Raw genomic sequence first — 24,142 nt, forward strand, 5'->3', positions numbered from 1 at the left:
ACTACGCGCTGCCCCGTTCGACAAAATCCGGCCCATCAAAGGTCCGGAGCGGATCGCCGCGCTGCACCTGATGATGCAACCAATGCGCCTGCCCGTCGCGGGTGGCTTGCGCTTCGGCGGCATCTGCATCGGCCAGCGCCTGAAGGCGCGCAAGCGCCAGCCGACGGTTCTGGTGCTGCGAGCGTTCGTCCCGCACCACAACCGCATAATCGCCCCAGCGCGCGCGGATCGCGCTAGAGGTCTTGTTCTGGTGCTGACCTCCCGGCCCCCCGGCGCGGATCGCCACCATCTCGACCTCGCGCGGGTCAATCGCCGCTCCGCCCGCCGCGTCCGGCAGGCGGAACACCTGCACGAACCAGCTTTTGCGCCTGTACCGGGGCCGCAGCGTGCTGGCGCAGCGCCACAGCAGCGCGCCTTGCCAGCGCGTGGCCAGCGCATCTGCGCACCGCCCCGACAGCACCGCCACCGCAGAGACCGGCCCGTTCCGCCCGGCGCGACAAACCAGATCCAGCGTGACGCCCCGCTCTGCGGCCTCTTGCGCCATGCGCGCCAGCACATGCGCAACAGCCTGCTGGCATTCTCCGGGGCCGTTCCCGCTGGAGATCAATAGCGTCGTCATCCCCGGCCTCCTTTGCTGGTCTTGAAGGTGAGCAATGGCGCAAAGGCCGCGATCGCACGGGCAAGACCAAAGGCTTCGAGGTCGCGCAGCACGGCACCTGCATCCTTATAGGCGCTGCCCGCCTCTTCGATCAGCAGATCGCGGTCGGTACAGATCACGCGCCCGCCAAAGCGGGTCTTGCGCATCGCCTCCAGCTCTGACTTCACCCGCCGGATGCGCCCGTGCATCGCGGCGCGGTCATACCGACGCCCCGCCCCGTGCGAGACAGAGCCCAGCGCCTCCGGCGGGCCCTTTGGCACCGCCATCAGATAGCTGTGGCTCTCGCGCGATCCGGCCAGCGGGGCCAGCCCCCGGTCCGGGGCAGCGGCCCCCTTGCGGTGCAGCCAGCCGTCGGGCCGACGTTCCAGATGGTTGTGCGGCGCGTCACAGATCAGCCGCGCCTCACAGCGCAGCGCCTCTGCCGCGCGCCCGGCGATCAGCGCCCGGTTCACCCGCGCCCAGATCTGTGCCGCAGTGTGCAAGGCCACATAGCTTTCAGCCGCGTCGCTTCCCGGCAAAAAGCCGTCGGCCCAGGTGTCACTGATGCCCGTGAACACGCCCGCGCCCTGCCCGCGCGACCCGGTATGAACCAGCAGGCAGAGGTCCCCCGCTTGCACTCCCAAACCGGAGGCCGCCGTGGGATCTGTGATCTTGTCGACAACCTGAACCTCGCAGAAATGGTTGCCGCCACCCAGCGTGCCCAGCCCGTAAGCATCCAGTTGCGCGGCGCAGGTGCCGGCAAGCGCGGCGGCCCCGGTGTCGGCGTCGACGCCTGTCTCAAGCGCCTCCAGCCGCCGCGCGGCCTTGTCCAGCTTCAGCTTGCGGCGTGGCAGGTCCAGCCGGAACAGCGCCATGCCGCAGCCGATGTCCGGCCCGATGAGTTGCGGGTAGAGGCGGTCGGCCAGAAACGCCCCGCCAACCGGGCCAAAACGGCCCGGGTGCAGGTCGGGAAACCCCGCCACGGCGCGCATTCCGGGCCAGCCCGCAACATCGTGCAGTTGATCGACCGCCCGGCCTTCGATCCAGGCGTCATCAGAATAGAATTCAGCGACACCCACGGGTGTCTGAATGGGGAAATTGCCCATAGCTCCGTCTTTCTCATGCAGAGATGAGCGGCCGAAAAGACCGCAAGACGGATCGTCAGATGGGCTGGAAAAACGCCCCGCAGGGCGGAACGGTCAGCGGCCCCGACGATCCAAGGAAATGGCGTCAATGTGAATAGCGGTCATCTGCGGCCCTCCTTCTGATATCGGGTGTGACTGTGTGCCAAGTGGATACCCCGCTGGCACCGTAACGCCAACGGGGGAATTCCAGACCTGTGGGGCGCTGTGGCCCCGATGCCTCAGGCGGCCTTTTCGGCCTCGGCAGCGGTCAGGATAGTGTACAGCGTGGTCGGCACCGGATTGGCCCGCAGCTTGGCGCACAAGCCGGGGTTGCGCAGGCTGCGCGACACCAGCGCCAGTGCCTTGAGATGTTCGACCCCGGCCTCTTCGGGCGCGAACAGCCCAAAGACGATATCCACCGGCTGCCGATCGACCGAGTCAAAGTCGATGGGCCGTTCCAGTAGGATAAAGACCCCGGTCACCTCTTCCACCCCGTTGATCCGCGCATGCGGCAGCGCGACACCGTGGCCGACACCTGTCGGCCCCAGTGCCTCACGCTCCATCAGCGCCTCAAGGATACGCGGGGCGCTGAGACCATAGGCACTTTCAGCAAGGTCCGAGACATCGTGCAACAGGCGTTTCTTGCTGGAGGTCGCAGATACGACTTTCACAGCAGTCGGCTTGATGAGATCGACAAACTTCATGGGTCTTGCCTGTGTCTGAGGCGCATTCGTCGCGCGGATCGGGGTCCGGTGGGGTGATCCTTATGGATCGATCCAGCCGATGTTGCCATCATCCCGCCGGTATACGACGTTCACGCCATCCTTCTTTTCGTTTCGGAACACAAGGACCGGCGCTCCGGCCAGTTCCATCTGCATCACGGCCTCCCCAACCGACAGCGACGGGATCTGTGTTTGCATCTCCGCCACGATCATCGGCTGAAGCGTCTCGGGCTCGTTGTCCCCCGAATCCGCTTCGGTGGCGAGGATATACGAGGCTGCCCCAAAATGTTCAACAGGGTCGGGCCGATCCTTGTGATGGTCCTTCAACCGGCGTTTGTACCTACGGAGCTGTTTGTCCATTTTTTCGGCGCAGGACTCGAACGCCGCATAAATTTCAGTCGCACTTCCCTTGGCGGCCGCGTTCAGCCCGCTCGACAGGTGAACAATCGCTTCGCAATTATATTCATGAGCCGCCTTCGAAAAAACCACCGTCGCATCGGTCGGGCGCTGGCCATACTTGTCCAGCACGCTGCCCAGCTCGGTTGTGACATGCACCTGAAGTGCCTCGCCGATGTCGATGTGTTTTCCCGTGATCTGATAGCGCATCATTTGTCCTTTTCTTATGCACCCGAACGCCGACACGGGGAGCGGGCCCCGCCGCGACGTCACAGGTTCAGGGAAGGCGCATTGCCCCGGAATGCGTGCAGAGAGCCTCGAAACCGAGGAGCCCGCAAAGTCGCCATGCCGCGTTACAAAGCACCATAGTGATATTTGACTTGGAAACCGCCGGTGCTGTCAATGGAAACCGCTACGGGAAACCAAGACATCTGGCGACAAAGTGTTGCTGACCACCTTTGTCTGCACCCACAGACGCTTAGCCAAAGCGAAAGTTTTCGCCCAGATAGACCCGGCGTACGTTTTCATTCTGGACAACTTCCTCTGGCGTGCCGGACATCAGCACCTGACCGTCATGCAGGATATAGGCGCGGTCGACGATCTCCAGCGTTTCGCGGACGTTGTGATCGGTGATCAGCACGCCGATGCCCCGCGTCTTGAGATCGGACACAAGGTGGCGAATGTCGCCCACGCTGATCGGATCGACCCCGGCAAAAGGCTCATCCAGCAGCAGATACTTGGGATTGGCCGCAAGGCAGCGCGCGATCTCGACCCGCCGCCGCTCACCGCCCGACAGGGCCAACGCCGGGGCGCGGCGCAGATGCTCGATCGAAAATTCGCCCAACAGTTCTTCCAGCCGTTCCCGGCGGCGGTGGACGTTTTTTTCGGCGATATCCAGCACGGCGCCGATATTGTCCTCGACGCTCAACCCGCGAAAGATCGACATTTCCTGCGGCAGATAGCCGATACCCAGACGCGCGCGGCGGTACATCGGCAGAAAGGTCGCGTCGTGCCCGTCGATCAGGACTTGCCCGCCTTCCGGGTTCACCAGCCCCGCAATCGCGTAAAACGAGGTGGTCTTGCCTGATCCGTTTGGCCCCAGCAAAGCCGCCACTTCGCCGCGATCCACCCGCAAACTCACGTCGCGGATCACCACGCGTTTGCGATAGCTTTTGCGCAGGTGATTGACCCGAAGGCCGCTGTCGCCCTCGGTCACGCTCAGGTCGGGACGCGCCATTACGGTTGCCCCTGCGGCGCGGTCCCGTCCGGGCTTTGCTGCAACACGGTGCGCACGCGGCCCGTCATCTGCGCGGTGCCGTCTTTCAGGTCGACGACCATGCGTTCCGCCGTCAGGGCGCTGGGGCCCTGCGTCAACAGGACGTTGCCGGACATGATGACCTTGCCGCCCTCGATATCGTAATCGGCGCGCTGTGCCTCTGCCGCCTCAGAGCCGCTGACCAGCGTCACGCCGCCAGTGGCCTCCATGCGTTTGATCCGTCCGGCCTGCTGGGCATAGACCACCAACACCCGCGGCGCGGCAAGCCGCATCTGGCCCTGCGCGATCAACACGTTCCCGGTATATAGCGCCGTGCCGTCCGACTGGTTCACCTGCAGCGCATCGGCGGTCACCTCGACCGGGGCGCTGGTATCCTGCCGCATTCCACCAAACGCGACCTCCGCCCCTTGTGCGGCAACGCCCAGCGGCGCGAGGGACAACAGGACGGCGACAGACAGGCAACGGATCATTCGGCAGCACTTTCTTGTTCTGGCGGTTGATATACCAGCTTTACGCCGCCGGAAAACATCAATTGCACCGCGCCGTCCTCTCCGACCGGGGCTATCCGCAAATGTCCGGCCTCAAACCGGCCTAGCGGTCCGTCTCCCTGCACGGGCCCAAGGCTCTCGGCTTCGATCCGGTCAAGGCTCGACACCAGCCCCTCGGTCAACAGCACATACCCCTGAGAGCTTTCGATCCGCACCCCGCCCTGCATCAGCGCCTGCCCGTCGCCGTCGTTCAGCATCGCCTCGACGGCATCCACCAATATCTCGCTGCCATCCGACAGCCGCATCCGTGCAGCAAGGTCATCGGCCTGGATCTCGCCACCGCCCAAGGGCCGCACGCTTTTGGCGGTCACGCTCAGTACGTCGCCCCGTGGCGTCGTTCCGGCAAAAAATGGCGCGCTGACCCGTTCGTCGGCGGCGCTCTTTTGCAACTCCTCCACAAAGGGAATGTTCTGCAACGGCTCGGTCGACCGCGACAGCAGAAACAGGGTCGACAGCATGGCAAGGGCGGCAAGCGGCAGCAGGATCTTCAGCCAGGCGATCACCCGTGAATACAATCCGTCGCCCCGTCTCATGGCCTACCCCGGCTCAGACGTGCGCAAAGATGTCGGTCTCCGGCCATCCCTCAAGGTCGAGGATCGCCCGGGTCGGCAGAAAGTCGAAACAGGACTGCGCAAGGTCGCTCCGGCCTTCGCGCTCCAGCATCCCGTTCAGCGCGGTGCGCAGGCGGTGCAGGTACAGCACGTCAGAGGCGGCGTAGTCCTGTTGCGCATCGGTCAACTCGGCCGCGCCCCAATCGCTTGACTGCTGCTGCTTGGAGATATCGACGCTCAGCAGTTCCTGCGTCAGCGCCTTCAGCCCGTGCCGGTCGGTATAGGTGCGGACCAGACGGCTGGCGATCTTGGTGCAATAGACCGGGGCCGCCAGCGCGCCAAAGGCATGGTACATGGCCGCGATGTCGAACCGCCCAAAGTGAAACAGCTTCAGCACCTCCGGATCGGTCAGCAGCCGCGCGAGGTTCGGTGCCTTGGTCTGGCCTTTGGCGACCTGCACCAGATGCGCGTTGCCGTCGCCTCCCGAAAGCTGCACGAGGCACAGCCGGTCCCGGTGCGGGTTCAGCCCCATGGTCTCGCAGTCGATGGCAACCACCGGCCCAAGATCCAGATCGTCCGGCAAATCGCCCTGATACAGATAATTTGTCACGATCCGTCCTTTTTCCGCTCCGTCTTACCGGCCCGACATATCCGCGCACCCGGTGGCTTTCAACTCCGCCCTGCGCCACCGTCGGGCCACAATTCGTGGGTTGAAGGCCAAAATGCGGCAAATCAGGGGCTCGATTGGGCGAATCGGTGACAGGATCACGCCCCGATTCGGGCGGGATTATGGCTTCTCGCTCGCGTTTTCCTCACTTTTGAAACATTCCGTGAACTCAGGGACTCCCCCTAGGATTGTCGGAGCGCTCTCAGATTACCTCGCGGCATTCCCTTTGGTCAGCCAACCACCTCAATGCGCGCCATTGTGCGATTCAGCGCCCAAAACCGGGGATCGGCTAAGCGGACACTTGCCCGCTATTGTTTCCGGCGTTCGATCCAGCCCTTTCATGCGCGGGGATCCGCCGATCTAATCGGACAATCTTTTGGCATTGTTTTACGATTCATTAGGGACTGTCGCCCGCTTGGAAACAATTTTCGCAATGTTTTGGGAAAATTGTTTCACGAAATTCAGCGGTGCCAACGCCGCTGCACAGGCTTTGAGTCTGTCCCCCTGCCAGTCACAATCGCGCACTTTCCGCACGGGGAAAATCCAAACCGATGCCGCCCCGACAGGCCGCTGACACGCCATGCAACCTGCGCTTGTCGCGTGATTTTCATCTTTAAGTTGTGCCTCGTCACGCTCATTGACGGAGCCACCCCAACCACGTCATAACCTGTTTGTGGAATGCGTCCGCCTCAATTTGGGCGTATTCTGGTTAACACGGCACTTGGGGGTTGGTGCTTCCACGTTGGGAGTATCTGGTTAAGTTTGCGGCGGTATCTGCGAATAAAGATTCAGTGACATTGTTCCGGGCTTCGGCCCATCCGCCATCTGGGGGGACACGCGATTTGCGTGCCATGGCAAAGCTATGTCCGAATTACAAAACGCATCCGCGCGCTTTTCCATGCTCTCGTCAACGCATGACGTCAGGAGGTCATCGTGACAATGCATCTGCGCCAGCCGCTGCCATCGGCTCGGATCGAAAAGCTGATCACAGAGGCCCTTACCGTCCAATCCGGGCCAACCCTGTATCGTGACCTGTTCAAACGCGCGTTGGATATCGCGATTGTGCTTGTCGCGGCACTGCCCACCCTGCTGATCGTCGGTCTGGTCTCCTTGATTATCGCGCGCGACGGTCATTCACCGTTCTACTTCCAGAAACGGCTCGGCCGGAACGGGCGCAGCTTTGACATCTGGAAATTGCGCAGCATGGTGCCTGACGCCGACAAACGGCTCAGCGAACACCTAGCGGCCAACCCGGCGGCGCGCGCCGAATGGGATCGCGCGCAAAAGCTGCGCAATGACCCACGGATCACCCGCATCGGGCGGCTGATCCGCAAAACCTCGATTGATGAATTGCCGCAGCTGTTCAACGTGCTCAAGGGCGACATGTCGCTGGTCGGCCCGCGCCCGATGATGCCGTGCCAGCGGGATATCTATCCAGGCACCGCCTATTACGCGATGCGTCCGGGGATCACCGGCTACTGGCAGGTGTCTGTGCGCAACGAAAGCTCGTTTGCCCAGCGCGCCGGGTTCGACACCGCTTATCTGGAACAGCTCTCTCTGTTCAATGACCTGCGGGTGCTGTTCAAGACGGTGCGCGTGGTGCTGCGCGGCACCGGCTGCTAGGCTGACCCCGCCCGGGCCTCCGTGCCGGGGCCTCGTGTCCAAACCCGCTCACTGTTCGACGGTCGCGACCATACATTGCCGCCCGTCCGGCCCGCGCACCCACATGTCCTCTCCGGACCGGCACAGAGTCGCCGCCTCATCATGCATCAAGGGCGCGGTTGCGCGGAACGTGAACGCACGCACCGGTGCGGCGTCTTCGGCCATCAGCAGCAGACCCTGCGCCAACAGCGGCCCATGCACCACCAGTCCACCGTAGCCTTCGACCGCGCGCGCATATTCAATGTCATAGTGAATGCGGTGGCCGTTGAAAGTCAGCGCCGAATAGCGAAACAACAGCGTCGAGGAAAACGCCATCGCGCGGCGGGTCTCTTCGTCGTCGCGCGCCTTGGGCGGCGTAGGCCGGGTGCCCCCCGGCGCTGCATCCTCGCGGTAGACCAGGTCCTGCCGTTCGGTCACGCAAAGCTGCCCGCCCTGCCAGATTTCATGCGCCAGCGTGACAAAGCCAAGCGGCCCGCTGCGCCCCTGTTTCAACGTCACATCCGCCACCCGAGAGCGTTTTTCCGCCATAGACCCCGCGCGCAGCGGGGCATGAAAGTGCAACGCCCCTCCGGCCCACATCCGCCGGGGCAGGCCAAGATCCGGGATCAGCCCGGTGCCGACCTTGGGGTGCCCGTCGCGGCCCAGCAGACCGGGCGGCTGCGCCTCCCAGAAATAGATCTGGTGAAAGAACGGCGGCAGGGCGTCGCCCGCGTCGACCCCCCGCCCAAGGCCCAGCGCAACCGCCAGCGCATTTGCCCGATCCGGGTCCATTACATCGGTTTGACGACGCTCCGCCTGCACGCCATTCTGCATGGGCTTCTCCTATAATTTGCGCGAGTTATTCCAGCCATGTCGCCCGCCGTCCAGTCGCTCGATCATCTGGTGCTGACCGTCGCCGACCTGTCCGCGACACGGGCCTTCTACGAGGGGGGTCTTGGCATGCGGGCCACGTCGTTCAAACCGGCGGACGGCAGCACACGCTGGGCGCTGACCTTCGGGATGCAAAAGATCAATCTGCACGTCGCCGGGCAAGAGTTTGACCCCAAGGCCGCAAACCCCGCCCCCGGATCGGCAGACCTGTGTTTTCTCAGCGATACGCCGCTGGCCGTCTGGCAGACGCATCTGGACGCACAGGGTATCCGGATTGAGGAAGGCCCGGTTGCCCGCACCGGGGCCACAGGGCCGATTCTGTCGATCTACCTGCGCGATCCGGACGGCACCCTGATCGAGATTTCCAACCGGGTCTGAGTGCGGCTCAGCCCGCCATCCGCCGGACATCGGCGCGCAATTCATCCATCAGTTCCTGCAAGAATCCCCGCGCCTGATCGTCGTTCAGGCGGCCATCCTCATCGAACCGTTTGCGGCTTTGCGCCAACATGACCTCGGGGCCTGTCAGCAGGCGCGGCCGGAACGGGTTCAGGCACAGCCGCGCCATGTTTTGCGCCCGCTCACCGCCGGCACGACCTGCCGCCGCCGACATCAGCGCCACGGGCTTGTCCCGCCACGGCTTGTTTTCAGTGCGTGAAATCCAGTCGAGCGCGTTTTTCAGAACCCCCGAAAGGCCCTTGTTGTACTCTGGCGTCACCACCAACACCGCATCCGCCGCCGCGATCTGGTCGGCGGCCTGTTGCACGGCGGGCGGAAGGCCCTCGGCGTCCTGCAAATCCTGATCGTAGAGGGGAAACCGCAGGTCGATCTCGGCGAAACTCTTTGGCGCGAACAGGCGGGCGGCCTCGAACATCAGCTTGCGGTTGCTCGACTCGGCACGCAGCGACCCGCACAGGCCCACCAGGTTCATCTCACTCATCGGTTGTCTCCGTTCTGCTATACCCCGACCTACAATAAAAAAGCGCCGCGGCAAGGCGCGGCGCTTTGATTTGCGAAACTGTGCGGGTCTTTGGTCAGGCCCGCCCGGCCCGGTCAGCCGTTGGGCAGGATCACGATCTCAACCCGGCGGTTCTGGGCCTTGCCCTCGGCGGTCAGGTTCGACGCGATCGGCTGGTCCTCACCGCGACCGATGACAGAGACGCGGCTGCGCGGCACGCCTTCGGACAGCAGCACGTTGGCCACCGCCTGCGCGCGACGCTGCGACAGGTCCTGATTGTAGGCCGCCGTGCCGTCGCTGTCGGTGTGACCGATTACCTGCGAAGTGGTGTTCGGATAGGCCAGCAGCGATTGACCCACGTCACGCAAATCCGACACCAGCGTCGAGCGCAACTGCGCGCTGTCGGTGGCGAACAGGATGTCCTGCGGCATGGTGACAATCAGGCGGTCGCCGGTGTTGCGGATCGTCGCGCTGTCGCCCAGCTGCTGGCGCAGTTCGGCCTCTTGCTTGTCCAGCTGGTTGCCGATGGCGGCGCCGGCGGCGGCGCCGACCAGCGCACCGGCCACCGTGGCGCGGTTGCGCTCACCGACATCGCTGCCGCCTGCAAGGCGGCCCGCGACGGCACCACCCAAGGCACCGATCAACGCGCCCTGCTTGGCCTTTTTGTTCGGGTCGTTGTCGCTGACCATCGGGCCCGTGGTGCAGGCGCTAAGCCCGACAACGGCCACGACGGAAAGAAGAATGGGGGATTTCGCCCGGATCATGATGAGCCTCTTTTGATGTTTGCCCCAGTTGATTGGGGTCTTTCACTGCCGATATGCAATAACATCCGCCAAACGCCCAGCCTTGTCATGGGGAAAATCGGCAAAGCTCCGCGCATGACCTCACGGAGGCTCGGCGGCAGGCGTCAAACACCTCCGGTTTACAGCGCCTGACCCCTCAGGCCTCCAGCCGCGCGGCTTCCCATGCAAGGATCGCCCGCTTGACCGGAATCCCCCAGTGATAGCCCCCCAGCCCGCCCGATTTGCGCAGCGCCCGGTGGCAGGGGATCAGGTAGCTGATCGGGTTGCGGCCCACCGCCGTGCCCACGGCACGCACTGCCTTGGGATGGTCGATGGCCTGCGCGATCTCCGAATAGGTGGTGACATGGCCCGACGGGATCTGCATCAACGCCTCCCAAACCTTGATCTGGAACGGCGCGCCGATCATGTACAGCGGCACCGGCCCCTCTGCCTTGACGCCAAAGGCGGCCTGCACCCACGGGCGCAACCGGTCCGGAGCCTCGACGAACTCTGCCTTGGGCCAGCGGCTCACCAGATCCTGCATCGCCGCCTCTTCGGTGGTTTCCGCGCAAAAGCCGATCCCGCACAGGCCCTTGTCGGTGCCCATGACCAGCGCCAGACCAAAGGGGCTGTCGAACCAGCCCCAATAGATTGTCTGGCCCTCCCCCGCGCGGGCATAATCGCCGGGGCTCATCGCCTCCCAGCGCACAAACAGGTCGTGCAGCCGCCCGCCGCCCGACAGCCCGGTGGCAAGCGCGGTCTCCAACGTTGTGAACCGACTGGCCAGCAGCGCCTTGGCGTGGCCCAGCGTCAGATATTGCTGATACCGCTTGGGAGAGACCCCGGCCCACTGCGAAAACAGACGCTGAAAATGCGCAGCACTCATGCCCATTTCTGCGGCGATCTGCTCCAACGTGGCCTGCGGGCCCAGCCGGTCGACAACCTCGATGGCGCGGCCCATGACCTGGTAGTGATAGCTCTGATCGTCGTCTTTGGGCATTGTGCGTCTCCTTGCCCGAAAACTAGCCCTGTCGATTATCGCATGCGATCCGAATGTTGCGCAAATGCGCAAAAGCAACACCAAAGATGGGACGACAACGGACTGTTAACTATGTTTGACACCTGAAACCCTGCTTTTTAGAAAAATAAAAACTGTCATAGAGAAAAGGGTCTCTGCATGTCCTTAAGCATCACTATGGGGAAAGAGTACGACGCTTTTGCCAGCGGCGGCTGAAATTTCAATGCTGTCATCGGCGACGGTAGCAATGACGTCGGTGCGTTGGGGCCATTCACCGGTGCCGACAACGATGACGATTTCGAAGTCGGCGAAGATGTCACAGGCGGTGGCAACCATTACATCGGCCAGATTGATATCGGTGGCGTGCTCTACCCTGTGATCACGGGGGCAGGCTCATACCCGGTTACCGATGCCAGCAATATCCTCGTCGTGGTTCCGACCTATCTGTCCACACCGACCTTCCCGGCGTCTTTCGACTTTAACCCGGATCTTGTCGAGACGACGTATACCTACTGCTTTTCCGCAGGCACCCGCATCGCAACAGAGCACGGCGAGACCGAGGTGCAGGACTTGGCCCCCGGCGACCTGGTGCGCACGGCGGATGGCCGTCTGGAACCGGTCCGCTGGCTGGGCAAACAAACCATCGACCACCGTTTCGCGCGCAGCCTGACCATGGTGCGGATCAGCGCAGGTGCGCTTGGCCACGGCCTGCCGAAACGCGATCTGGTGCTGACCGGCGACCATGCAGTGGTGCTGGACGGGGCCTTGGTCAATGCCAGTGCGCTGGTCAACGGCGGCACGATCAGCTTTGTGCCGCGTTCGGACATGGGCGACCTGATCACCGTTTACCACGTCGAGACAGAGCGCCATGAGGCGCTGCTGGCCGAAGGCGCAGCCTCGGAAAGCTTCTGCGATGTGTTGGGCCGGTCGAAATACGACAACCATAGCGCATACCTGGAGACCTACGGAACAGAGCGGATCATCCCGGAAATGGACCTGCCCCGGATCTCCGCCAAGCGCCAACTGCCTCCGGCGCTGCGCCTGCGGTTGGGGATCACCGAAGAGACGCTGGACGACGCCGTCTGAGCCTGTCGCAAACCCACGCATCAGCCCCCGGCGCCGCCCGCGCCGGGGGTTCTGCTTTCGGAACGCAGCGAGAAGTCCGCTTGCCGTCCGGGCAGGCGCGGTCCCCGTCCGCTCTGACGGACCTCACTCCGGGCCATGCCAATTCATCCTCGACACCGCGCGGCGATAAAATGCCTCGCGGATTGGAAGGCCTCGTGACTTGCAGCAAATGGGCGTTGCGGGCATAGGGGGCGCATGGCCAAGCAGCTTGACTATCATACGATCCGACAGATCTTTACGCGCTTTCAGGAGTCCGAGCCGGAACCGAAGGGCGAGTTGAACCACACCAACGCCTATACGCTGGTGGTGGCCGTCGCCCTGTCTGCGCAAGCGACCGATGCGGGCGTGAACAAGGCCACCGAAAAGCTGTTCCAGATCGCCGATACGCCCGCCAAAATGCTGGCCCTCGGCGAAGAGGGCGTGACCGAACACATCAAGACCATTGGCCTGTTCCGCAACAAGGCCAAGAACGTCATCAAGATGGCGCGCATCCTTGTGGACGACTACGGCGGTGAGGTGCCCAACTCCCGCGCCGCGCTGGAAGGCCTGCCCGGCGTGGGGCGCAAAACCGCAAATGTCGTGCTGAACATGTGGTGGCACTATCCGGCGCAGGCCGTCGACACCCATATCTTTCGCATCGGCAACCGCACCGGCATCTGCCCGGGCAAGGATGTCGTCGCCGTGGAACGCGCGATAGAGGACAACATCCCGGTCGATTTCCAGCAGCACGCCCATCACTGGCTGATCCTGCACGGCCGCTATATCTGCGTGGCGCGCAAACCCAAGTGCAAGGCCTGCATCATTAACGATCTCTGCCCCTTCGAGGAAAAGACAACATGAAAAAATATCAGGTTGTCGGTATCGGCAACGCCATCGTCGACGTTCTGACCCGTTCCGAGGATACCTTCCTCGACCACATGGGCATTCAAAAAGGCATCATGCAACTGGTCGAACGCGACCGGGCGGAAACCCTGTACGGCGCGATGGAAGGCCGGATCGAGGCGCCGGGCGGCTCTGTCGCCAACACCCTTGCCGGGATCGGCAACCTTGGCCTGCGCACCGCCTTTATCGGCCGGGTGCATGACGACGCGCTTGGCCGCTTCTATGCCGACGCAATGGCCGAGGACGGCACCGATTTCGTCAACCCGCCGGTGGCGGGCGGCGAACTGCCCACCTCGCGCAGCATGATCTTTGTCTCGCCCGACGGCGAACGCTCGATGAACACCTACCTCGGGATTTCCGCCGAACTGGGCACCGACGACGTGTCCGAAGACGTGGCAGGTGAGGCGGAAATCCTGTTCCTTGAGGGCTATCTCTTCGACAAGGACAAGGGCAAAGAGGCGTTTCTGAAGGCCGCGCGCGCCTGCAAGGCGGCGGGTGGCAAGCCCGGCATCGCGATCTCTGACCCGTTCTGCGTCGAACGGCACCGCGCCGACTTTCTCACCCTGATCGAGAATGAGATGGACTTTGTCATCGGCAATGAGGCCGAAATTCGCTCGCTCTACCAGAATGACGATCTGGAAACCGATCTGCGCGCCGTGGGCGCGATCTGCCCGCTGGTGGTCTGCACCCGGTCCGGTGACGGCGTGTCCGTCCTGCATGAGGGCACGCGCGCCGACGTCAGCGTCGAAAAGATCGTGCCGGTGGACGCCACCGGCGCGGGCGACCAGTTCGCCGCTGGATTCCTATACGGTCTCATCACCGGCGCGGACATGGAAAAAGCCGCCCGCATGGGCAGCGTTGCGGCGCGTGAGGTCATCAGCCACATGGGCCCGCGCCCAGAGGCAAACCTGCAGGATCTGTTCCGCGCTCAGGGCCTGATCTGAGGCCACGCACCGCCGACCGCCGCGCAGGCGGTCGGTTTTCACCTTGTTTTCATGGCGATTTCACGGCGCATTCACGCTGTCCCCGTTCCGATCCCACCGCCTCGGCGCTAGCCTTGCAAGGTGCGGTGGTCGGTTCGGAGCGGTTCATGACGCGTTACATCCTTCTGCGCGACAAGGCCGGAAACTGGCGCCGCCCCTCTGTGCCGCTGGCCAGCGGCATCGCGCCCGAGGACCCGAATGCCGCCGCCCGGCCGCATATTGAGGTCGCCGACCTGTCCCCCCAAGATCTGCGCGAGGCCGCCGGTGACCGCACGCTGTTGACCATCCAACCGACGATGCCGACCCGATTGATCGCCCCCGAACCGATGGACGAACTGCGCGCCGCCGATGCGGTGCCCGGCTGGGGCTTGCGCGCGACGGGGGCGGACGACACGCCGGTCAGCGGCGCGGGTGTGCGGATCGCCCTTCTCGATACCGGCATCGAGGCCCGCCACCCCGCCTTTGCCGGAGTCTCCGTCAAGGCGCGCGATTTTGCCGGCACCGGCATCGCGGATGCCAATGGCCATGGCACCCATATCTCCGCCACGGTTCTGGGGCGTGATCTGGGTGGCACGCGGATCGGGGTGGCGCGCGGCGTAACCGATCTGCTGGTCGGCAAGGCACTGGCCGACAACGGCCACGGGCGATCCGAGGATTTCCTGCGCGCGGTGCTATGGGCGCTGCGCGGCAAGGCCGACATCATCGGCTTTGCGCTGGCGTTCGACACGCCCGCACAGATCGAGGCACTGATCGGCGAAGGCTACCCCGCCGCGCAGGCGACGATGGCCGCCGTACATGCCTATCGCGGCAACCTGCGGATCTGCGAGATGCTGTTGCAGATGATTGGCAAAGGTCAGGTGCCCCTGTTGCTGGGGGCGGTTGGCAACGACTGTCTGCGCACCATCGCCCCGGAATTTGAAACCGGCCCCTCTGCCCCGGCCTCGGCTGCGGGCGTGTTGGCGATCGGGGCCTGCGGACCCGATGAGGACGGGCTGACCCCCGCCCCGTTCACCAATGCCGGGGCCGCGCTGGTGGCCCCCGGTGTCGGCATCATTTCCGCCGGTCTGGGCGGTGGGCTGCGCACGCTGAACGGCACCTCGATGGCGATGGCCCATGCGGTTGGGATTGCCGCGCTCTGGGTCGAACAGATGCGCAAGGACAACACGGCGGTGACCGCGCAGACGCTGGCGGCCAAGCTGATCCGCACCGCCACCCACGCCCCCCTCAGCCCGCGCGCCTCCTACATCGATTGCGGACGCGGTCTGGTGCAGGCACCGATGGGCAAGCTGGACTAAAGATCGGTTCGGAGCCATCCAGCAGGTCTGCGACCATCCAAACCGCGTAAAGTGTTGCGAAACATAGGTTATTTGTCCGAACGACCCGGAACATTGCCATATCTTGATCAAAATACGGGGCTGGGCATAAACATCCAGAGGTTGCTAACCTATATAAATAATCTCTCAAAAGGTGTATTCTTGAACTTGCGGTGCGTGTTGGCACCGCAATTTTCAGGAGCATTTCAATGTCAAAATTCATAATTCTGCGGGACAGAAACGACGTGTTTCGCACCGGTCCCATGGCCAGCGTGACCACCCGGGGCCTGTCGCCCCTGTCTTTGGACGCACCGCGCTCTGACGTGCCACCAGCACCGCAACTGGACACCGAAGAGTTGGCCCCCCGCGATCTGCGTGATGCCGCCCGTGATCCGTCGATCCGGGTGATCGCGCGCAGTATGCCGACCAAGTTGGTGGAACCAGAGGCCGGGGCCGCCGACGCCACCCCAACATGGGGCATCACCGCAGTGGGCGCAGAGGCCACCAATGCCACCGGCAGCGGCGTGCGTGTCGCCGTGCTGGACACCGGCATAGATGAGGCGCACCCCGCCTTCGCGGGGGTCACGCTAAACACAAACGACTTTTCCGGTGATGGTATCCATGACGGCCACGGCCACGGCACCCATTGCGCGGGCACCATCTTTGGCCGCGACGTGGACGGCACCCGGATCGGCGTGGCGCGCGGCGTCACCGATGCGCTGATCGGCAAGGTGCTGGGCAACGACGGGTCCGGCAGTTCGGAAATGCTGTTTCAGGCGCTGCGCTGGTGCGCGGATGAGAATGCCAAGGTGATTTCGATGTCGCTTGGCTTCGACTTCCCCGGGTTGGGGGAACGCCTGCAACAGGACGGTTTCCCGCCGCTGCTGGCAACCTCCATCGCGCTAGAGGCCTACCGGATGAACCTGCGCATGTTCGACGCGCTGATGGACATGTTCCGCGCGCAGGCGGCCTTTGACGGCGGAACGGTGGTCTGCGCCGCCTCGGGCAACGAAAGCCGTCGCCAGATCGACCCGAACTTTGAGGTCAGCGCCTCCATTCCTGCCGCCGCCTTCGACGTGTTTTCCGTCGGGGCCTTGGGTGAGGGCGCAGGCGGGCTGACGGTGGCGAATTTCTCGAACACCAATCCGGTGCTTGCCGCGCCGGGCGTCAACATCGTGTCTGCCCGGTCCGGCGGCGGGTTGCGGGCGCTCAATGGCACCTCGATGGCCTGCCCGCATGTGGCCGGTGTGACCGCGCTCTGGTGGGAGGCGCTGAACGCCGCGCCCCTGCCTGCCACCTCTGACGGGGTAAAGGCGCGGTTGCGCGCCAGCGCCGTGACGGCCCCGCTGAACCCGGGAACCGATCCGCTGGACCGGGGTCACGGGCTGGTGCAGGCCCCCTCGGCCAGCATGTTCTGAACGGCTGCTGTCGGCCCGGTGAGCCGGGCCGACACGTCAGTGCGCCTCGGCCCAGTTTGCGCCCTGCCCGGCGTCCACCACCAGAGGCACATCCAGTTTCAGCACCGGCTCACAGGCGTTCTCCATGATCCCGCGCGCGACGCCGATCAGGTCATCCACCGCGCCTTCCTCGACCTCGAACAGCAGTTCGTCGTGGACCTGCAACAGCATCTTGGCGGGCAGCCCTTTGATGGCGTCGGGCATCCGGATCATCGCGCGCCGGATGATATCCGCCGCCGTCCCTTGGATCGGCGCGTTGATCGCCGCGCGCTTGGCAAAGCCTGCACGCGGCCCCTTGGCGGCAATCTCGGGCGTGTGGATCTGCCGCCCGAACAGAGTCTCTACCCGCTTGTGTTCTTTGGCGAATTCCACCGTGGCATCCATGTAGGCGCGGATACCGGGGAACCGTTCAAAGTACCGATCAATGAACCCCTGCGCCTCGGCCCGCGGAATCCGCAGGTTCCGCGCCAGACCAAAGCCGGAAATCCCGTAAATCACACCAAAGTTGATCGCCTTGGCCTGCCGCCGGATATCCGGGGTCATCTCATCCAAAGGCACGTTGAACATCTCCGACGCGGTCATCGCGTGAATGTCCTGCCCCTCGCGGAACGCCTGTTTCAATGCGTCGATATCGGCCATCTGCGCCAGAATCCGCAACTCGATCTGGCTATAGTCCAGCGACACCAGCACATGCCCCTCGGGCGCGATAAACGCCGTCCGGATGCGCCGCCCCTCCTCAGACCGCACCGGAATGTTCTGCAAGTTCGGATCGGTCGACGCCAGACGCCCGGTGTTCGCACCGGTCTGAACATAAGACGTATGCACCCGCCCGGTGTCCGGGTTGATATGCTCCTGCAAGGCGTCGGTGTAGGTCGATTTCAGCTTGGACAACTGCCGCCAGTCCAGCACCCGGCGCGGCAGTTCATGCTCCGTCGCCAGATCCTCCAGGATATCCGCGCCGGTGGAATACTTGCCGTTCTTGCCGCGCTTGCCGCCCTCAAGGCTCATCTTGTCGAACAGGATCTCCCCCAGTTGCGCGGGCGAGCCGACGTTGAACTTTTCCCCCGCCAGCTCGTGAACCTCTTCCTCAAGCTGCACCATCTTCTGCGCAAAGGCGTTGGACATGCTGTTCAGCACGTCGCGGTCCACCTTGATGCCGGTCATCTCCATCTGCGCCAGCACCGGCACCAGCGGACGTTCCAGCCCCTCATATACCCGCGTCACGCGGGCCACATGCAGTTGCGGCTTGAACACCCGCGCCAGCCGCAGGGTCACATCCGCATCCTCGGCGGCATAGCGCGTCGCCTTGTCGATCGGCACCTTGTCAAAGGTGATCTGGCTCTTCCCGGTGCCGATGATCTCCTTGATCGGGATCGGCGTATGCGACAGATAGCGTTCCGCCAGCGCGTCCATCCCGTGATTGTGCAGGCCCGAATTCATCGCGTAGGACATCAGCATCGTGTCATCTATCGGCGCAATCTGAACCCCGTACCGCGCCATGACCTTGGCATCGTACTTCATGTTCTGGCCGATCTTCATCACCGCTGGGTCTTCCAGCAGCGGCTTCAGCGCGGCCAAGGCCTGATCCAGCGGAATCTGCCCCTCGGCCAGCGCGTCAGAGCCGAACAGCCCCTCACCGGACTCGGCCCGGTGGATCAGCGGGATGTAACAGGCGTGCCCCGGATCGACGCACAGCGAAAGCCCCACCAGATCGCAGGTCATCTCATTCAGGCCCGTCGTTTCGGTGTCGAACGCCACGGTGCCGCGTTCATTGGCGCGGTCAATCCACTTTTGCAAAGCCGCCAGATCAGCGACCGTCTCATAGCGGTCAGGGTCGATGGCGGGCCAATCCGGGTCCTCAGTGCGGGGATTTGCCCCCTCTGGCGTGGTGTCGGGCATCACCGGCGCATCCACGCCCAGACCATCGGCAATCCGTTTGGTCAGGGTGCGGAACTCCATCTCTGACAGGAACCCCAACAAGTCCTCCGCCACCGGGTCACGCACCTCTAGGTCGTCCAGCGTAAAGGGCAACTCCATGCCCTCATCCAGTTGCACCAGCTTTTTCGACAGCTCAATCTGCGCGCGCTTTTCGATCAGGGTCTGGCGGCGCTTGGGCTGCTTGATCTCTTCGGCGCGGTCCAGCAACTCTTCAAGGGAGCCGAACTCGTTGATCAGCAAGGCCGCCGTCTTGATCCCGATCCCCGGCGCGCCCGGCACGTTGTCGACCGAATCCCCGGCCAGCGCCTGCACGTCGACCACCCGTTCCGGGCCAACGCCGAACTTCTCCATCACCCCTTCGCGGTCGATGCGCTTGTTCTTCATCGGGTCGAGCATTTCCACGCCGTCGCCCACAAGCTGCATCAGATCCTTGTCCGACGACAGGATCGTCACCCGCCCACCGGCCTCACGCGCCTGAACCGCCAGCGTCGCCATGATGTCGTCGGCCTCAAAGCCCTCGATTTCCTTGCAGGCGATGTTGAACGCCTCTGTCGCGCGGCGCGTCAGCGGGATCTGCGGGCGCAGATCCTCGGGCATCGCCTCACGGTTGGCCTTGTACAAATCGTACATGTCGTTGCGAAAGGTATGGCTGCCTTTGTCAAAGATAACAGCCACATGGGTCGGCGCATCCGGGCCGGTGTTGCCCTCGACATAGCGGTGCAGCATGTTGCAAAATCCCGAAACCGCCCCGATGGGCAGCCCGTCGGATTTGCGTGTCAGCGGCGGCAGCGCGTGGAAGGCGCGAAAGATATAGGCCGATCCGTCGATCAGATGCAGGTGGCATCCCTTGCCGAATGTGTCCGCCATAACTGTCCCACCTTCTTCCCGTTTCGCAGCGGTTTGCCATGAACAGGATCATCTTGCCAGTTGTCCTTTTGCGCAAGACCGGGCAGCGGGATCAGCCCGTCGTGATCCGCGCAATCCAGCAATTGTTGCGCGCCGACCGAACATCGACAAAGGCGATTCCCTTCTGCGCCAACAGCGTTTCGGCATAGCCGCCAAGATCGCCCTGCGGCACCACCTTGCCAGAGCCGTAAACGATCCGCTGCGCCGCATCATAGCCTTTGAGCAAATAGTCCGGGGCCTTGCACAGCACCTCTGGCAGGGCATCGTCATCAGGGGCGCACTCCTGCGCACACAGAAAAATCGGGCCGGTTTCGGCATAGGGGTGCAACGCATCAAAAGGGCGATGCGCGACCAGCAACACCTCTTGCCCCGCGGGGACGTAGCGCAGGCAGCAGCGACAGGGAAACCCCACGCCGTCCGACACCAGCCGTTCCGGCGCGTTTCCATAGGCATCCGGCGCGCCGCCGCGATAGGCGAAAGCCTCAGATTTGGTCAGTCCTCTGGCAATGGTCACAGCATCTCTCCGTTCATGGAAACTGCTGTGATCTTGGCGGAAGCGACCCGGCCTGGGCGATCCGGTTCCTGCGCAATGGCGGACGGGGGATTAACCCGACGCCACCACAACGCCCGGCATGGCAGCACACAAAAACACCGCGACGAAAAAGACGATAGAGGCGGCCACCACCATGGAATGCCAGATCGTGTTATGAAACCGTAGACGCGAGGCCAGCAGAAACGGCGTCCCGGCAGAGTACAGCACCCCACCAACCACCATCAGAACGATCACCGACAGCGGCAGCGCCCCCATCAGGTCGCGCCCCCCGATCACCACGGCCCAGCCGGAGGCAAGGCACATGGCCACCGCCACCCCGGTGGGCAGCCGCCGGTTCAGCAGCGTGACCGCCGCCGCGCCTGCCGCCGCCCCCCAGATTGCCGTCAGCAGGCCCCAACTGGTGCCGGTCAGCAGCGCAAAAGGCGTATAGGTGCCGGCGATTTTCAGGTGGATGGCCGACATGTCGATCCGGCGGAACAGGTCCGACAGATGCGGTCGCCCGACGTGATTGTACAGCAAGGAGGCGGTCAGCATCACGATCAGCGTCGCGCCGTAGATCGACACGCCGACAATCCCGGCGGCATCGCCGCGCCAGACCGCCGTCAGGGTGATCAGCACCGGCACCGCGCCCAGCGCCAGCACCAGCGCGGCCAGATGCACGATCATGTCGCTGGTCAGTTCCGCCGCGCTGTAATCGCGCGGCGGGGCGGTGATGGGTACCGGCGGTGTGTGACCTTGATCGCTCATATCATCAGGGTATAGCAGCGGGCTGTCATTTCAACAGCTTGGCACGAAACGGTAAGCAAGTCGTGACCGCGCGCACACAGGGGGGCCGGATGCGGGTTAAAAGGTTACAGAGAGGTAAAACCGTCTCTGTAACCCCTTGATTTTTATATCACGCAAAGCTGTCCACACGTGGACAGCCCTAATGCGCGGGCTTTATAAAGGTGCCGTTGCGCAGGTCCTTCATCGCCTGCATCAGCTCTGCCTGGGTGTTCATCACGATCGGCCCGTGCCATGCGACAGGCTCCTGAATGGGCCGCCCCGCCACCAGCAGGAACCGCACCCCCTCTGGTCCGGCGGTCACCTTGACCTCATCCCCGTTGCCGAATTTCACCAGCGTCCGGTTGCCCGAAAGGTCACGGATGTTCACCTCCTGCCCGCCAAACTCCTTCTCGACGCGCACCCCCATCGGGTCCGATGCCTCGGCAAAGCGCCCGGCCCCGGCAAAGACATAGGCAAAGGCATTGGCCCGCGTGTCCACCGGCAGCACCTTGGTCACCCCCGGCGGCACAGACACGTCCAGATACAACGGATCGGCTGCGATCCCGTCCACCGGGCCACGCTTGCCCCAGAACGCGCCGGTGATGATCTTTACCCGCGTGCCGTCATCGTCCACGATCACCGGAATATCCGCGCCCTGAATGTCCTGATAACGCGGGCCGGTCATCTTCAGCGAGGAGGGCAAATTCGCCCAAAGCTGAAAGCCATGCATCTGCCCGGCGGCATTCCCGCGCGGCATCTCCTGATGCAGGATGCCCGACCCGGCAGTCATCCACTGCACCGACCCGGCCCCCAGCACGCCCTCATTGCCCAGCGAATCTCCGTGGCTAACCTCGCCCTCAAGGACATAGGTGATCGTCTCGATCCCGCGATGCGGATGCCACGGAAACCCCCGCGCATATTGCGCCGGGTCGTCGTTGCGGAAATCATCCATCATCAGGAAAGGATCGGTCTCGCCCGGATCGCCAAAGCCAAAGACGCGGTGCAAATGCACGCCGGCCCCCTCCATCGTGGGCTGCGCGTGCGACTGTGATCTGACTGGTCGAAACGTCATGGCAAACTCCTGTTCACGTTTGCCAAAAGATAGAGCGTCACAGCGCCCCGCCCAAGCGCCATCGCCGCACAGCCATGGTGCGCGCCGTCACATTTTCGCCAAGCGAGGTCGGTCAGACCTTGCCTTCGAAATCCGTGTGAACGTATTTCGCGTCGCAATAGGGGCATTCGACAAAGCCGGCCTCATGCGGGATCTGCAACCAGACCCGCGGATGCCCAAGGGCGCCGTCGCCACCATCACAGGCAATGCGATAGCTCTCGACAATCTTCGTCTCGGGCGCTTGGGTCGTCATCTGGTTCCCTTTCGAGATGCTCTGGCCTATCTGCCTTATGACCAATGCAGCTAAAGGGGGCAAGATGTTGGACAGCAGACAGGGCGACGCAGCAATCCGCATCGAGGGGCTGACCAAAACCTATGCAGGCGGCAAGCAGGCGCTGAAGGGGATCGATCTGACCGTGCCTGCCGGATCGGTCTTTGGCCTGCTCGGCCCCAATGGCGCGGGCAAGTCGACACTTATCAACATCCTCGCAGGGCTGGTAATCAAGACAGGCGGCAAGGTGGACATCTGGGGCTGGGATCAGGACCGCAATCCACGGCAAAGCCGCGCCGCCATCGGCGTCATGCCGCAGGAACTGAACCTCGACCCGTTCTTCAGCCCGCGCAACGCGCTGGAGGTGCAGGCCGGTCTCTACGGTGTGCCCAAGGCACAGCGCCGCTCGGACGAGATCCTTGAGATGGTCGGCCTGACCGACAAGGCAAATGCCTATGCCCGCACGCTGTCGGGCGGGATGCGCCGACGTCTGCTGCTGGCCAAGGCGCTGGTGCACAGTCCCCAAGTGCTGGTGCTGGACGAACCCACCGCCGGGGTCGATATCGAGCTGCGCCAGATGCTGTGGCAGAACGTCCGCAAACTCAACCGCGAACGCGGCATGACCATCATCCTGACCACCCACTACCTCGAAGAGGCCGAAGAGATGTGCGATGAGATCGCTATCATCAACCACGGCGAAAAGGTGGCGCAGGACAGCACGGCGAACCTGCTGGGCCGCCTTGATGCGCGCACCATGGTGATCCAGCCTGACGCCACCCCGGTCACTCTGCCCGACGCCCCGGGGATCGAAACCACGACCCGCCCTGACGGCAGCCTCGCGCTGACCTACCGCTCGACGAGGACAAGCGCCGAAGACGTGCTTGCCGCCGTGCAGGCAGCCGGCATCCGCATCCGCGATCTGCGCACAGAGGAACCGGATCTGGAGGATGTCTTTCTCGCGCTGACCCGCAGCACCGCCGCCTGATGGCGAAACACCGACCAATCGGGTTTCTTCTTGGGTCAAATACTCCAATATCCGGCCAACCGGCGGCGCACCCCACCCAGTGGGGCATCGCCTCTCTACTCCCCCGAACCCGCAGGCCAGAGGCCGCAGGGTAAGTCACCCTGCGCGCCGCAAGGCGCTCTATGGGATTACGCTTTTTCCAGCATCCGGCCCAACGGACGGCCCGACAGGATATGCACATGCATGTGCGGCACTTCCTGAACGCCGTTCACGCCTGCATTGGCGATCAGACGAAACCCGTCCGCCTCCAGCCCCTCCATCTTGCAGACCTCACCGACAGTGCGGGTGAAATCGAGGATTTCGGCGTCCGAGGCCTCTTGCGCAAAATGATCGTAGCAGACGTAAGCCCCCTTGGGGATCACCAGTACATGCACCGGAGCCTGCGGATAGATATCGCGAAACGCCAGCGTATGCTCGGTCTCCAGCACTGTCTTGTTGGGAATGTCCCCGGTCAGGATTTTCGCAAAGATGTTCTTTGGGTCGTAGGTATAGGCCATGCCGCACCGCTCCGAGCTGTTCTGCGCCACGCCCCTCTCGTCGGGGCGGGCTTCGCCCGTGGCATAGCCTTTGCAGCGCGAAACGCCACCCGAATCGTGGGCGGCGACC

At 63.6% G+C, this 24,142-nt stretch carries 26 protein-coding genes; 8 read left to right on the forward strand and 18 right to left on the reverse strand.

From position 1 onward, the window contains the following. Position 1: 1 nt before the first annotated feature. The 8 genes from VOI21_RS02770 to VOI21_RS02805 form a co-directional block, all read right to left on the reverse strand. The gene (locus tag VOI21_RS02770) at positions 2 to 619 is read right to left on the reverse strand and encodes a peptide chain release factor-like protein (protein ID WP_323767463.1); all 618 of its coding nucleotides are present in this window, start codon (positions 617 to 619) and stop codon (positions 2 to 4) included. Beyond that, positions 616 to 1,743 (reverse strand): RNA ligase RtcB family protein, encoded by a 1,128-nt coding sequence (locus tag VOI21_RS02775; RefSeq protein WP_323767465.1) that lies wholly within the window; start codon positions 1,741 to 1,743, stop codon positions 616 to 618. The genes VOI21_RS02770 and VOI21_RS02775 overlap by 4 nt, the downstream gene beginning before the upstream one ends. Before the next feature lie 257 nt (positions 1,744 to 2,000). Next, positions 2,001 to 2,465: a PTS sugar transporter subunit IIA gene (locus tag VOI21_RS02780; protein ID WP_323767467.1), complete on the reverse strand. Its 465-nt coding sequence runs from the start codon at positions 2,463 to 2,465 to the stop codon at positions 2,001 to 2,003. 60 nt (positions 2,466 to 2,525) lie between these two features. Next, positions 2,526 to 3,089, reverse strand: coding sequence for a ribosome hibernation-promoting factor, HPF/YfiA family (gene hpf / locus VOI21_RS02785; RefSeq protein WP_323768412.1), 564 nt, complete (start codon positions 3,087 to 3,089; stop codon positions 2,526 to 2,528). 268 nt (positions 3,090 to 3,357) lie between these two features. Further along, the gene (gene lptB, locus VOI21_RS02790; protein WP_323767468.1) at positions 3,358 to 4,116 is read right to left on the reverse strand and encodes an LPS export ABC transporter ATP-binding protein; all 759 of its coding nucleotides are present in this window, start codon (positions 4,114 to 4,116) and stop codon (positions 3,358 to 3,360) included. Continuing rightward, positions 4,116 to 4,625: a lipopolysaccharide transport periplasmic protein LptA gene (gene lptA, locus VOI21_RS02795; protein WP_323767470.1), complete on the reverse strand. Its 510-nt coding sequence runs from the start codon at positions 4,623 to 4,625 to the stop codon at positions 4,116 to 4,118. The genes lptB and lptA overlap by 1 nt, the downstream gene beginning before the upstream one ends. Next, positions 4,622 to 5,236: a hypothetical protein gene (locus VOI21_RS02800; RefSeq protein ID WP_323767472.1), complete on the reverse strand. Its 615-nt coding sequence runs from the start codon at positions 5,234 to 5,236 to the stop codon at positions 4,622 to 4,624. The genes lptA and VOI21_RS02800 overlap by 4 nt, the downstream gene beginning before the upstream one ends. A gap of 13 nt (positions 5,237 to 5,249) precedes the next feature. Continuing rightward, the gene (locus VOI21_RS02805; RefSeq protein ID WP_323767474.1) at positions 5,250 to 5,864 is read right to left on the reverse strand and encodes a ribonuclease D; all 615 of its coding nucleotides are present in this window, start codon (positions 5,862 to 5,864) and stop codon (positions 5,250 to 5,252) included. 990 nt (positions 5,865 to 6,854) lie between these two features. On the opposite strand from VOI21_RS02805, the gene VOI21_RS02810 reads away from it, so the two are divergent. After that, a complete protein-coding gene (locus VOI21_RS02810) occupies positions 6,855 to 7,544 on the forward strand; it encodes a sugar transferase (RefSeq protein ID WP_323767476.1) in 690 nt (229 codons plus the stop codon). A gap of 48 nt (positions 7,545 to 7,592) precedes the next feature. Here the strand turns inward: VOI21_RS02810 and VOI21_RS02815 are convergent, their stop codons facing one another. Further along, a complete protein-coding gene (locus VOI21_RS02815; protein ID WP_323767478.1) occupies positions 7,593 to 8,396 on the reverse strand; it encodes an FAS1-like dehydratase domain-containing protein in 804 nt (267 codons plus the stop codon). A 36-nt stretch (positions 8,397 to 8,432) separates the two neighbouring features. Between VOI21_RS02815 and VOI21_RS02820 the strand changes: the two genes are divergently transcribed. After that, a complete protein-coding gene (locus VOI21_RS02820; protein ID WP_323767480.1) occupies positions 8,433 to 8,831 on the forward strand; it encodes a VOC family protein in 399 nt (132 codons plus the stop codon). A 7-nt stretch (positions 8,832 to 8,838) separates the two neighbouring features. On the opposite strand, the gene VOI21_RS02825 is transcribed toward VOI21_RS02820, so the two are convergent. The 3 genes from VOI21_RS02825 to VOI21_RS02835 all read right to left on the reverse strand — a co-directional run bounded on the left by VOI21_RS02825 (position 8,839) and on the right by VOI21_RS02835 (position 11,190). Continuing rightward, the gene (locus VOI21_RS02825) at positions 8,839 to 9,390 is read right to left on the reverse strand and encodes an NADPH-dependent FMN reductase (RefSeq protein WP_323767482.1); all 552 of its coding nucleotides are present in this window, start codon (positions 9,388 to 9,390) and stop codon (positions 8,839 to 8,841) included. A gap of 113 nt (positions 9,391 to 9,503) precedes the next feature. Beyond that, positions 9,504 to 10,172: an OmpA family protein gene (locus VOI21_RS02830; protein ID WP_323767484.1), complete on the reverse strand. Its 669-nt coding sequence runs from the start codon at positions 10,170 to 10,172 to the stop codon at positions 9,504 to 9,506. A gap of 175 nt (positions 10,173 to 10,347) precedes the next feature. Next, on the reverse strand, positions 10,348 to 11,190 hold the full coding sequence (locus tag VOI21_RS02835) for a methylated-DNA--[protein]-cysteine S-methyltransferase (RefSeq protein WP_323767486.1): 843 nt from the start codon (positions 11,188 to 11,190) through the stop codon (positions 10,348 to 10,350). A 279-nt stretch (positions 11,191 to 11,469) separates the two neighbouring features. Between VOI21_RS02835 and VOI21_RS02840 the strand changes: the two genes are divergently transcribed. The 5 genes from VOI21_RS02840 to VOI21_RS02860 all read left to right on the forward strand — a co-directional run bounded on the left by VOI21_RS02840 (position 11,470) and on the right by VOI21_RS02860 (position 16,929). Continuing rightward, the gene (locus tag VOI21_RS02840) at positions 11,470 to 12,294 is read left to right on the forward strand and encodes a Hint domain-containing protein (protein ID WP_323767488.1); all 825 of its coding nucleotides are present in this window, start codon (positions 11,470 to 11,472) and stop codon (positions 12,292 to 12,294) included. 234 nt (positions 12,295 to 12,528) lie between these two features. After that, entirely contained in the window at positions 12,529 to 13,173 is a 645-nt protein-coding gene (gene nth, locus VOI21_RS02845) for an endonuclease III (RefSeq protein ID WP_323767490.1), read from the forward strand. Further along, positions 13,170 to 14,159 (forward strand): adenosine kinase, encoded by a 990-nt coding sequence (locus tag VOI21_RS02850; RefSeq protein ID WP_323767493.1) that lies wholly within the window; start codon positions 13,170 to 13,172, stop codon positions 14,157 to 14,159. Before nth ends, VOI21_RS02850 begins: the two co-directional genes overlap by 4 nt. A gap of 146 nt (positions 14,160 to 14,305) precedes the next feature. Next, positions 14,306 to 15,493, forward strand: a complete 1,188-nt coding sequence (locus tag VOI21_RS02855) for a S8 family serine peptidase (protein WP_323767495.1) — start codon at positions 14,306 to 14,308, stop codon at positions 15,491 to 15,493. A gap of 227 nt (positions 15,494 to 15,720) precedes the next feature. Continuing rightward, positions 15,721 to 16,929: a S8 family peptidase gene (locus VOI21_RS02860; RefSeq protein WP_323767497.1), complete on the forward strand. Its 1,209-nt coding sequence runs from the start codon at positions 15,721 to 15,723 to the stop codon at positions 16,927 to 16,929. A gap of 36 nt (positions 16,930 to 16,965) precedes the next feature. On the opposite strand, the gene polA is transcribed toward VOI21_RS02860, so the two are convergent. From polA to VOI21_RS02885, 5 genes are all read right to left on the reverse strand, one after another. After that, complete coding sequence (gene polA / locus VOI21_RS02865) at positions 16,966 to 19,773, reverse strand: DNA polymerase I (RefSeq protein WP_323767498.1); 2,808 nt, start codon at positions 19,771 to 19,773, stop codon at positions 16,966 to 16,968. A gap of 91 nt (positions 19,774 to 19,864) precedes the next feature. Then, positions 19,865 to 20,326 carry a DUF1203 domain-containing protein gene (locus VOI21_RS02870; RefSeq protein ID WP_323767499.1) on the reverse strand — a complete coding sequence of 154 codons (462 nt, stop codon included), beginning with the start codon at positions 20,324 to 20,326 and terminating at the stop codon, positions 19,865 to 19,867. A 90-nt stretch (positions 20,327 to 20,416) separates the two neighbouring features. Continuing rightward, positions 20,417 to 21,112: a PAQR family membrane homeostasis protein TrhA gene (trhA, locus tag VOI21_RS02875; protein ID WP_323767500.1), complete on the reverse strand. Its 696-nt coding sequence runs from the start codon at positions 21,110 to 21,112 to the stop codon at positions 20,417 to 20,419. 178 nt (positions 21,113 to 21,290) lie between these two features. Then, positions 21,291 to 22,202, reverse strand: a complete 912-nt coding sequence (locus VOI21_RS02880; protein WP_323767501.1) for a pirin family protein — start codon at positions 22,200 to 22,202, stop codon at positions 21,291 to 21,293. A 112-nt stretch (positions 22,203 to 22,314) separates the two neighbouring features. Next, positions 22,315 to 22,494, reverse strand: a complete 180-nt coding sequence (locus VOI21_RS02885; protein ID WP_323767502.1) for a zinc-finger domain-containing protein — start codon at positions 22,492 to 22,494, stop codon at positions 22,315 to 22,317. Between the two features lie 64 nt (positions 22,495 to 22,558). Between VOI21_RS02885 and VOI21_RS02890 the strand changes: the two genes are divergently transcribed. Beyond that, positions 22,559 to 23,497 carry an ABC transporter ATP-binding protein gene (locus VOI21_RS02890; protein WP_323767503.1) on the forward strand — a complete coding sequence of 313 codons (939 nt, stop codon included), beginning with the start codon at positions 22,559 to 22,561 and terminating at the stop codon, positions 23,495 to 23,497. A 167-nt stretch (positions 23,498 to 23,664) separates the two neighbouring features. Here VOI21_RS02890 and VOI21_RS02895 read toward each other — a convergent pair whose 3' ends face one another. Further along, positions 23,665 to 24,033, reverse strand: coding sequence for an HIT domain-containing protein (locus VOI21_RS02895; RefSeq protein WP_323768414.1), 369 nt, complete (start codon positions 24,031 to 24,033; stop codon positions 23,665 to 23,667). Positions 24,034 to 24,142 lie beyond the last annotated feature (109 nt).

Source organism: Antarctobacter sp. (assembly GCF_034670325.1).
In the GTDB taxonomy this organism is placed as follows: Bacteria; Pseudomonadota; Alphaproteobacteria; order Rhodobacterales; family Rhodobacteraceae; genus Antarctobacter.

What these genes read in the sequence shown, in the direction of transcription:
- VOI21_RS02820 (WP_323767480.1), top strand. Translation starts at nt 8,433, where the DNA reads ATGTCGCCCGCCGTCCAGTCGCTCGATCATCTGGTGCTGACCGTCGCC.
- VOI21_RS02880 (WP_323767501.1), bottom strand. Translation starts at nt 22,202, where the DNA reads ATGACGTTTCGACCAGTCAGATCACAGTCGCACGCGCAGCCCACGATG.
- hpf (WP_323768412.1), bottom strand. Translation starts at nt 3,089, where the DNA reads ATGCGCTATCAGATCACGGGAAAACACATCGACATCGGCGAGGCACTT.
- VOI21_RS02800 (WP_323767472.1), bottom strand. Translation starts at nt 5,236, where the DNA reads ATGAGACGGGGCGACGGATTGTATTCACGGGTGATCGCCTGGCTGAAG.
- nth (WP_323767490.1), top strand. Translation starts at nt 12,529, where the DNA reads ATGGCCAAGCAGCTTGACTATCATACGATCCGACAGATCTTTACGCGC.
- VOI21_RS02815 (WP_323767478.1), bottom strand. Translation starts at nt 8,396, where the DNA reads ATGCAGAATGGCGTGCAGGCGGAGCGTCGTCAAACCGATGTAATGGAC.
- VOI21_RS02770 (WP_323767463.1), bottom strand. Translation starts at nt 619, where the DNA reads ATGACGACGCTATTGATCTCCAGCGGGAACGGCCCCGGAGAATGCCAG.
- polA (WP_323767498.1), bottom strand. Translation starts at nt 19,773, where the DNA reads ATGGCGGACACATTCGGCAAGGGATGCCACCTGCATCTGATCGACGGA.
- VOI21_RS02890 (WP_323767503.1), top strand. Translation starts at nt 22,559, where the DNA reads ATGTTGGACAGCAGACAGGGCGACGCAGCAATCCGCATCGAGGGGCTG.
- VOI21_RS02860 (WP_323767497.1), top strand. Translation starts at nt 15,721, where the DNA reads ATGTCAAAATTCATAATTCTGCGGGACAGAAACGACGTGTTTCGCACC.
- lptB (WP_323767468.1), bottom strand. Translation starts at nt 4,116, where the DNA reads ATGGCGCGTCCCGACCTGAGCGTGACCGAGGGCGACAGCGGCCTTCGG.
- VOI21_RS02780 (WP_323767467.1), bottom strand. Translation starts at nt 2,465, where the DNA reads ATGAAGTTTGTCGATCTCATCAAGCCGACTGCTGTGAAAGTCGTATCT.
- VOI21_RS02835 (WP_323767486.1), bottom strand. Translation starts at nt 11,190, where the DNA reads ATGCCCAAAGACGACGATCAGAGCTATCACTACCAGGTCATGGGCCGC.
- VOI21_RS02775 (WP_323767465.1), bottom strand. Translation starts at nt 1,743, where the DNA reads ATGGGCAATTTCCCCATTCAGACACCCGTGGGTGTCGCTGAATTCTAT.
- VOI21_RS02855 (WP_323767495.1), top strand. Translation starts at nt 14,306, where the DNA reads ATGACGCGTTACATCCTTCTGCGCGACAAGGCCGGAAACTGGCGCCGC.
- VOI21_RS02895 (WP_323768414.1), bottom strand. Translation starts at nt 24,033, where the DNA reads ATGGCCTATACCTACGACCCAAAGAACATCTTTGCGAAAATCCTGACC.
- VOI21_RS02850 (WP_323767493.1), top strand. Translation starts at nt 13,170, where the DNA reads ATGAAAAAATATCAGGTTGTCGGTATCGGCAACGCCATCGTCGACGTT.
- VOI21_RS02830 (WP_323767484.1), bottom strand. Translation starts at nt 10,172, where the DNA reads ATGATCCGGGCGAAATCCCCCATTCTTCTTTCCGTCGTGGCCGTTGTC.
- VOI21_RS02825 (WP_323767482.1), bottom strand. Translation starts at nt 9,390, where the DNA reads ATGAGTGAGATGAACCTGGTGGGCCTGTGCGGGTCGCTGCGTGCCGAG.
- lptA (WP_323767470.1), bottom strand. Translation starts at nt 4,625, where the DNA reads ATGATCCGTTGCCTGTCTGTCGCCGTCCTGTTGTCCCTCGCGCCGCTG.
- trhA (WP_323767500.1), bottom strand. Translation starts at nt 21,112, where the DNA reads ATGAGCGATCAAGGTCACACACCGCCGGTACCCATCACCGCCCCGCCG.
- VOI21_RS02885 (WP_323767502.1), bottom strand. Translation starts at nt 22,494, where the DNA reads ATGACGACCCAAGCGCCCGAGACGAAGATTGTCGAGAGCTATCGCATT.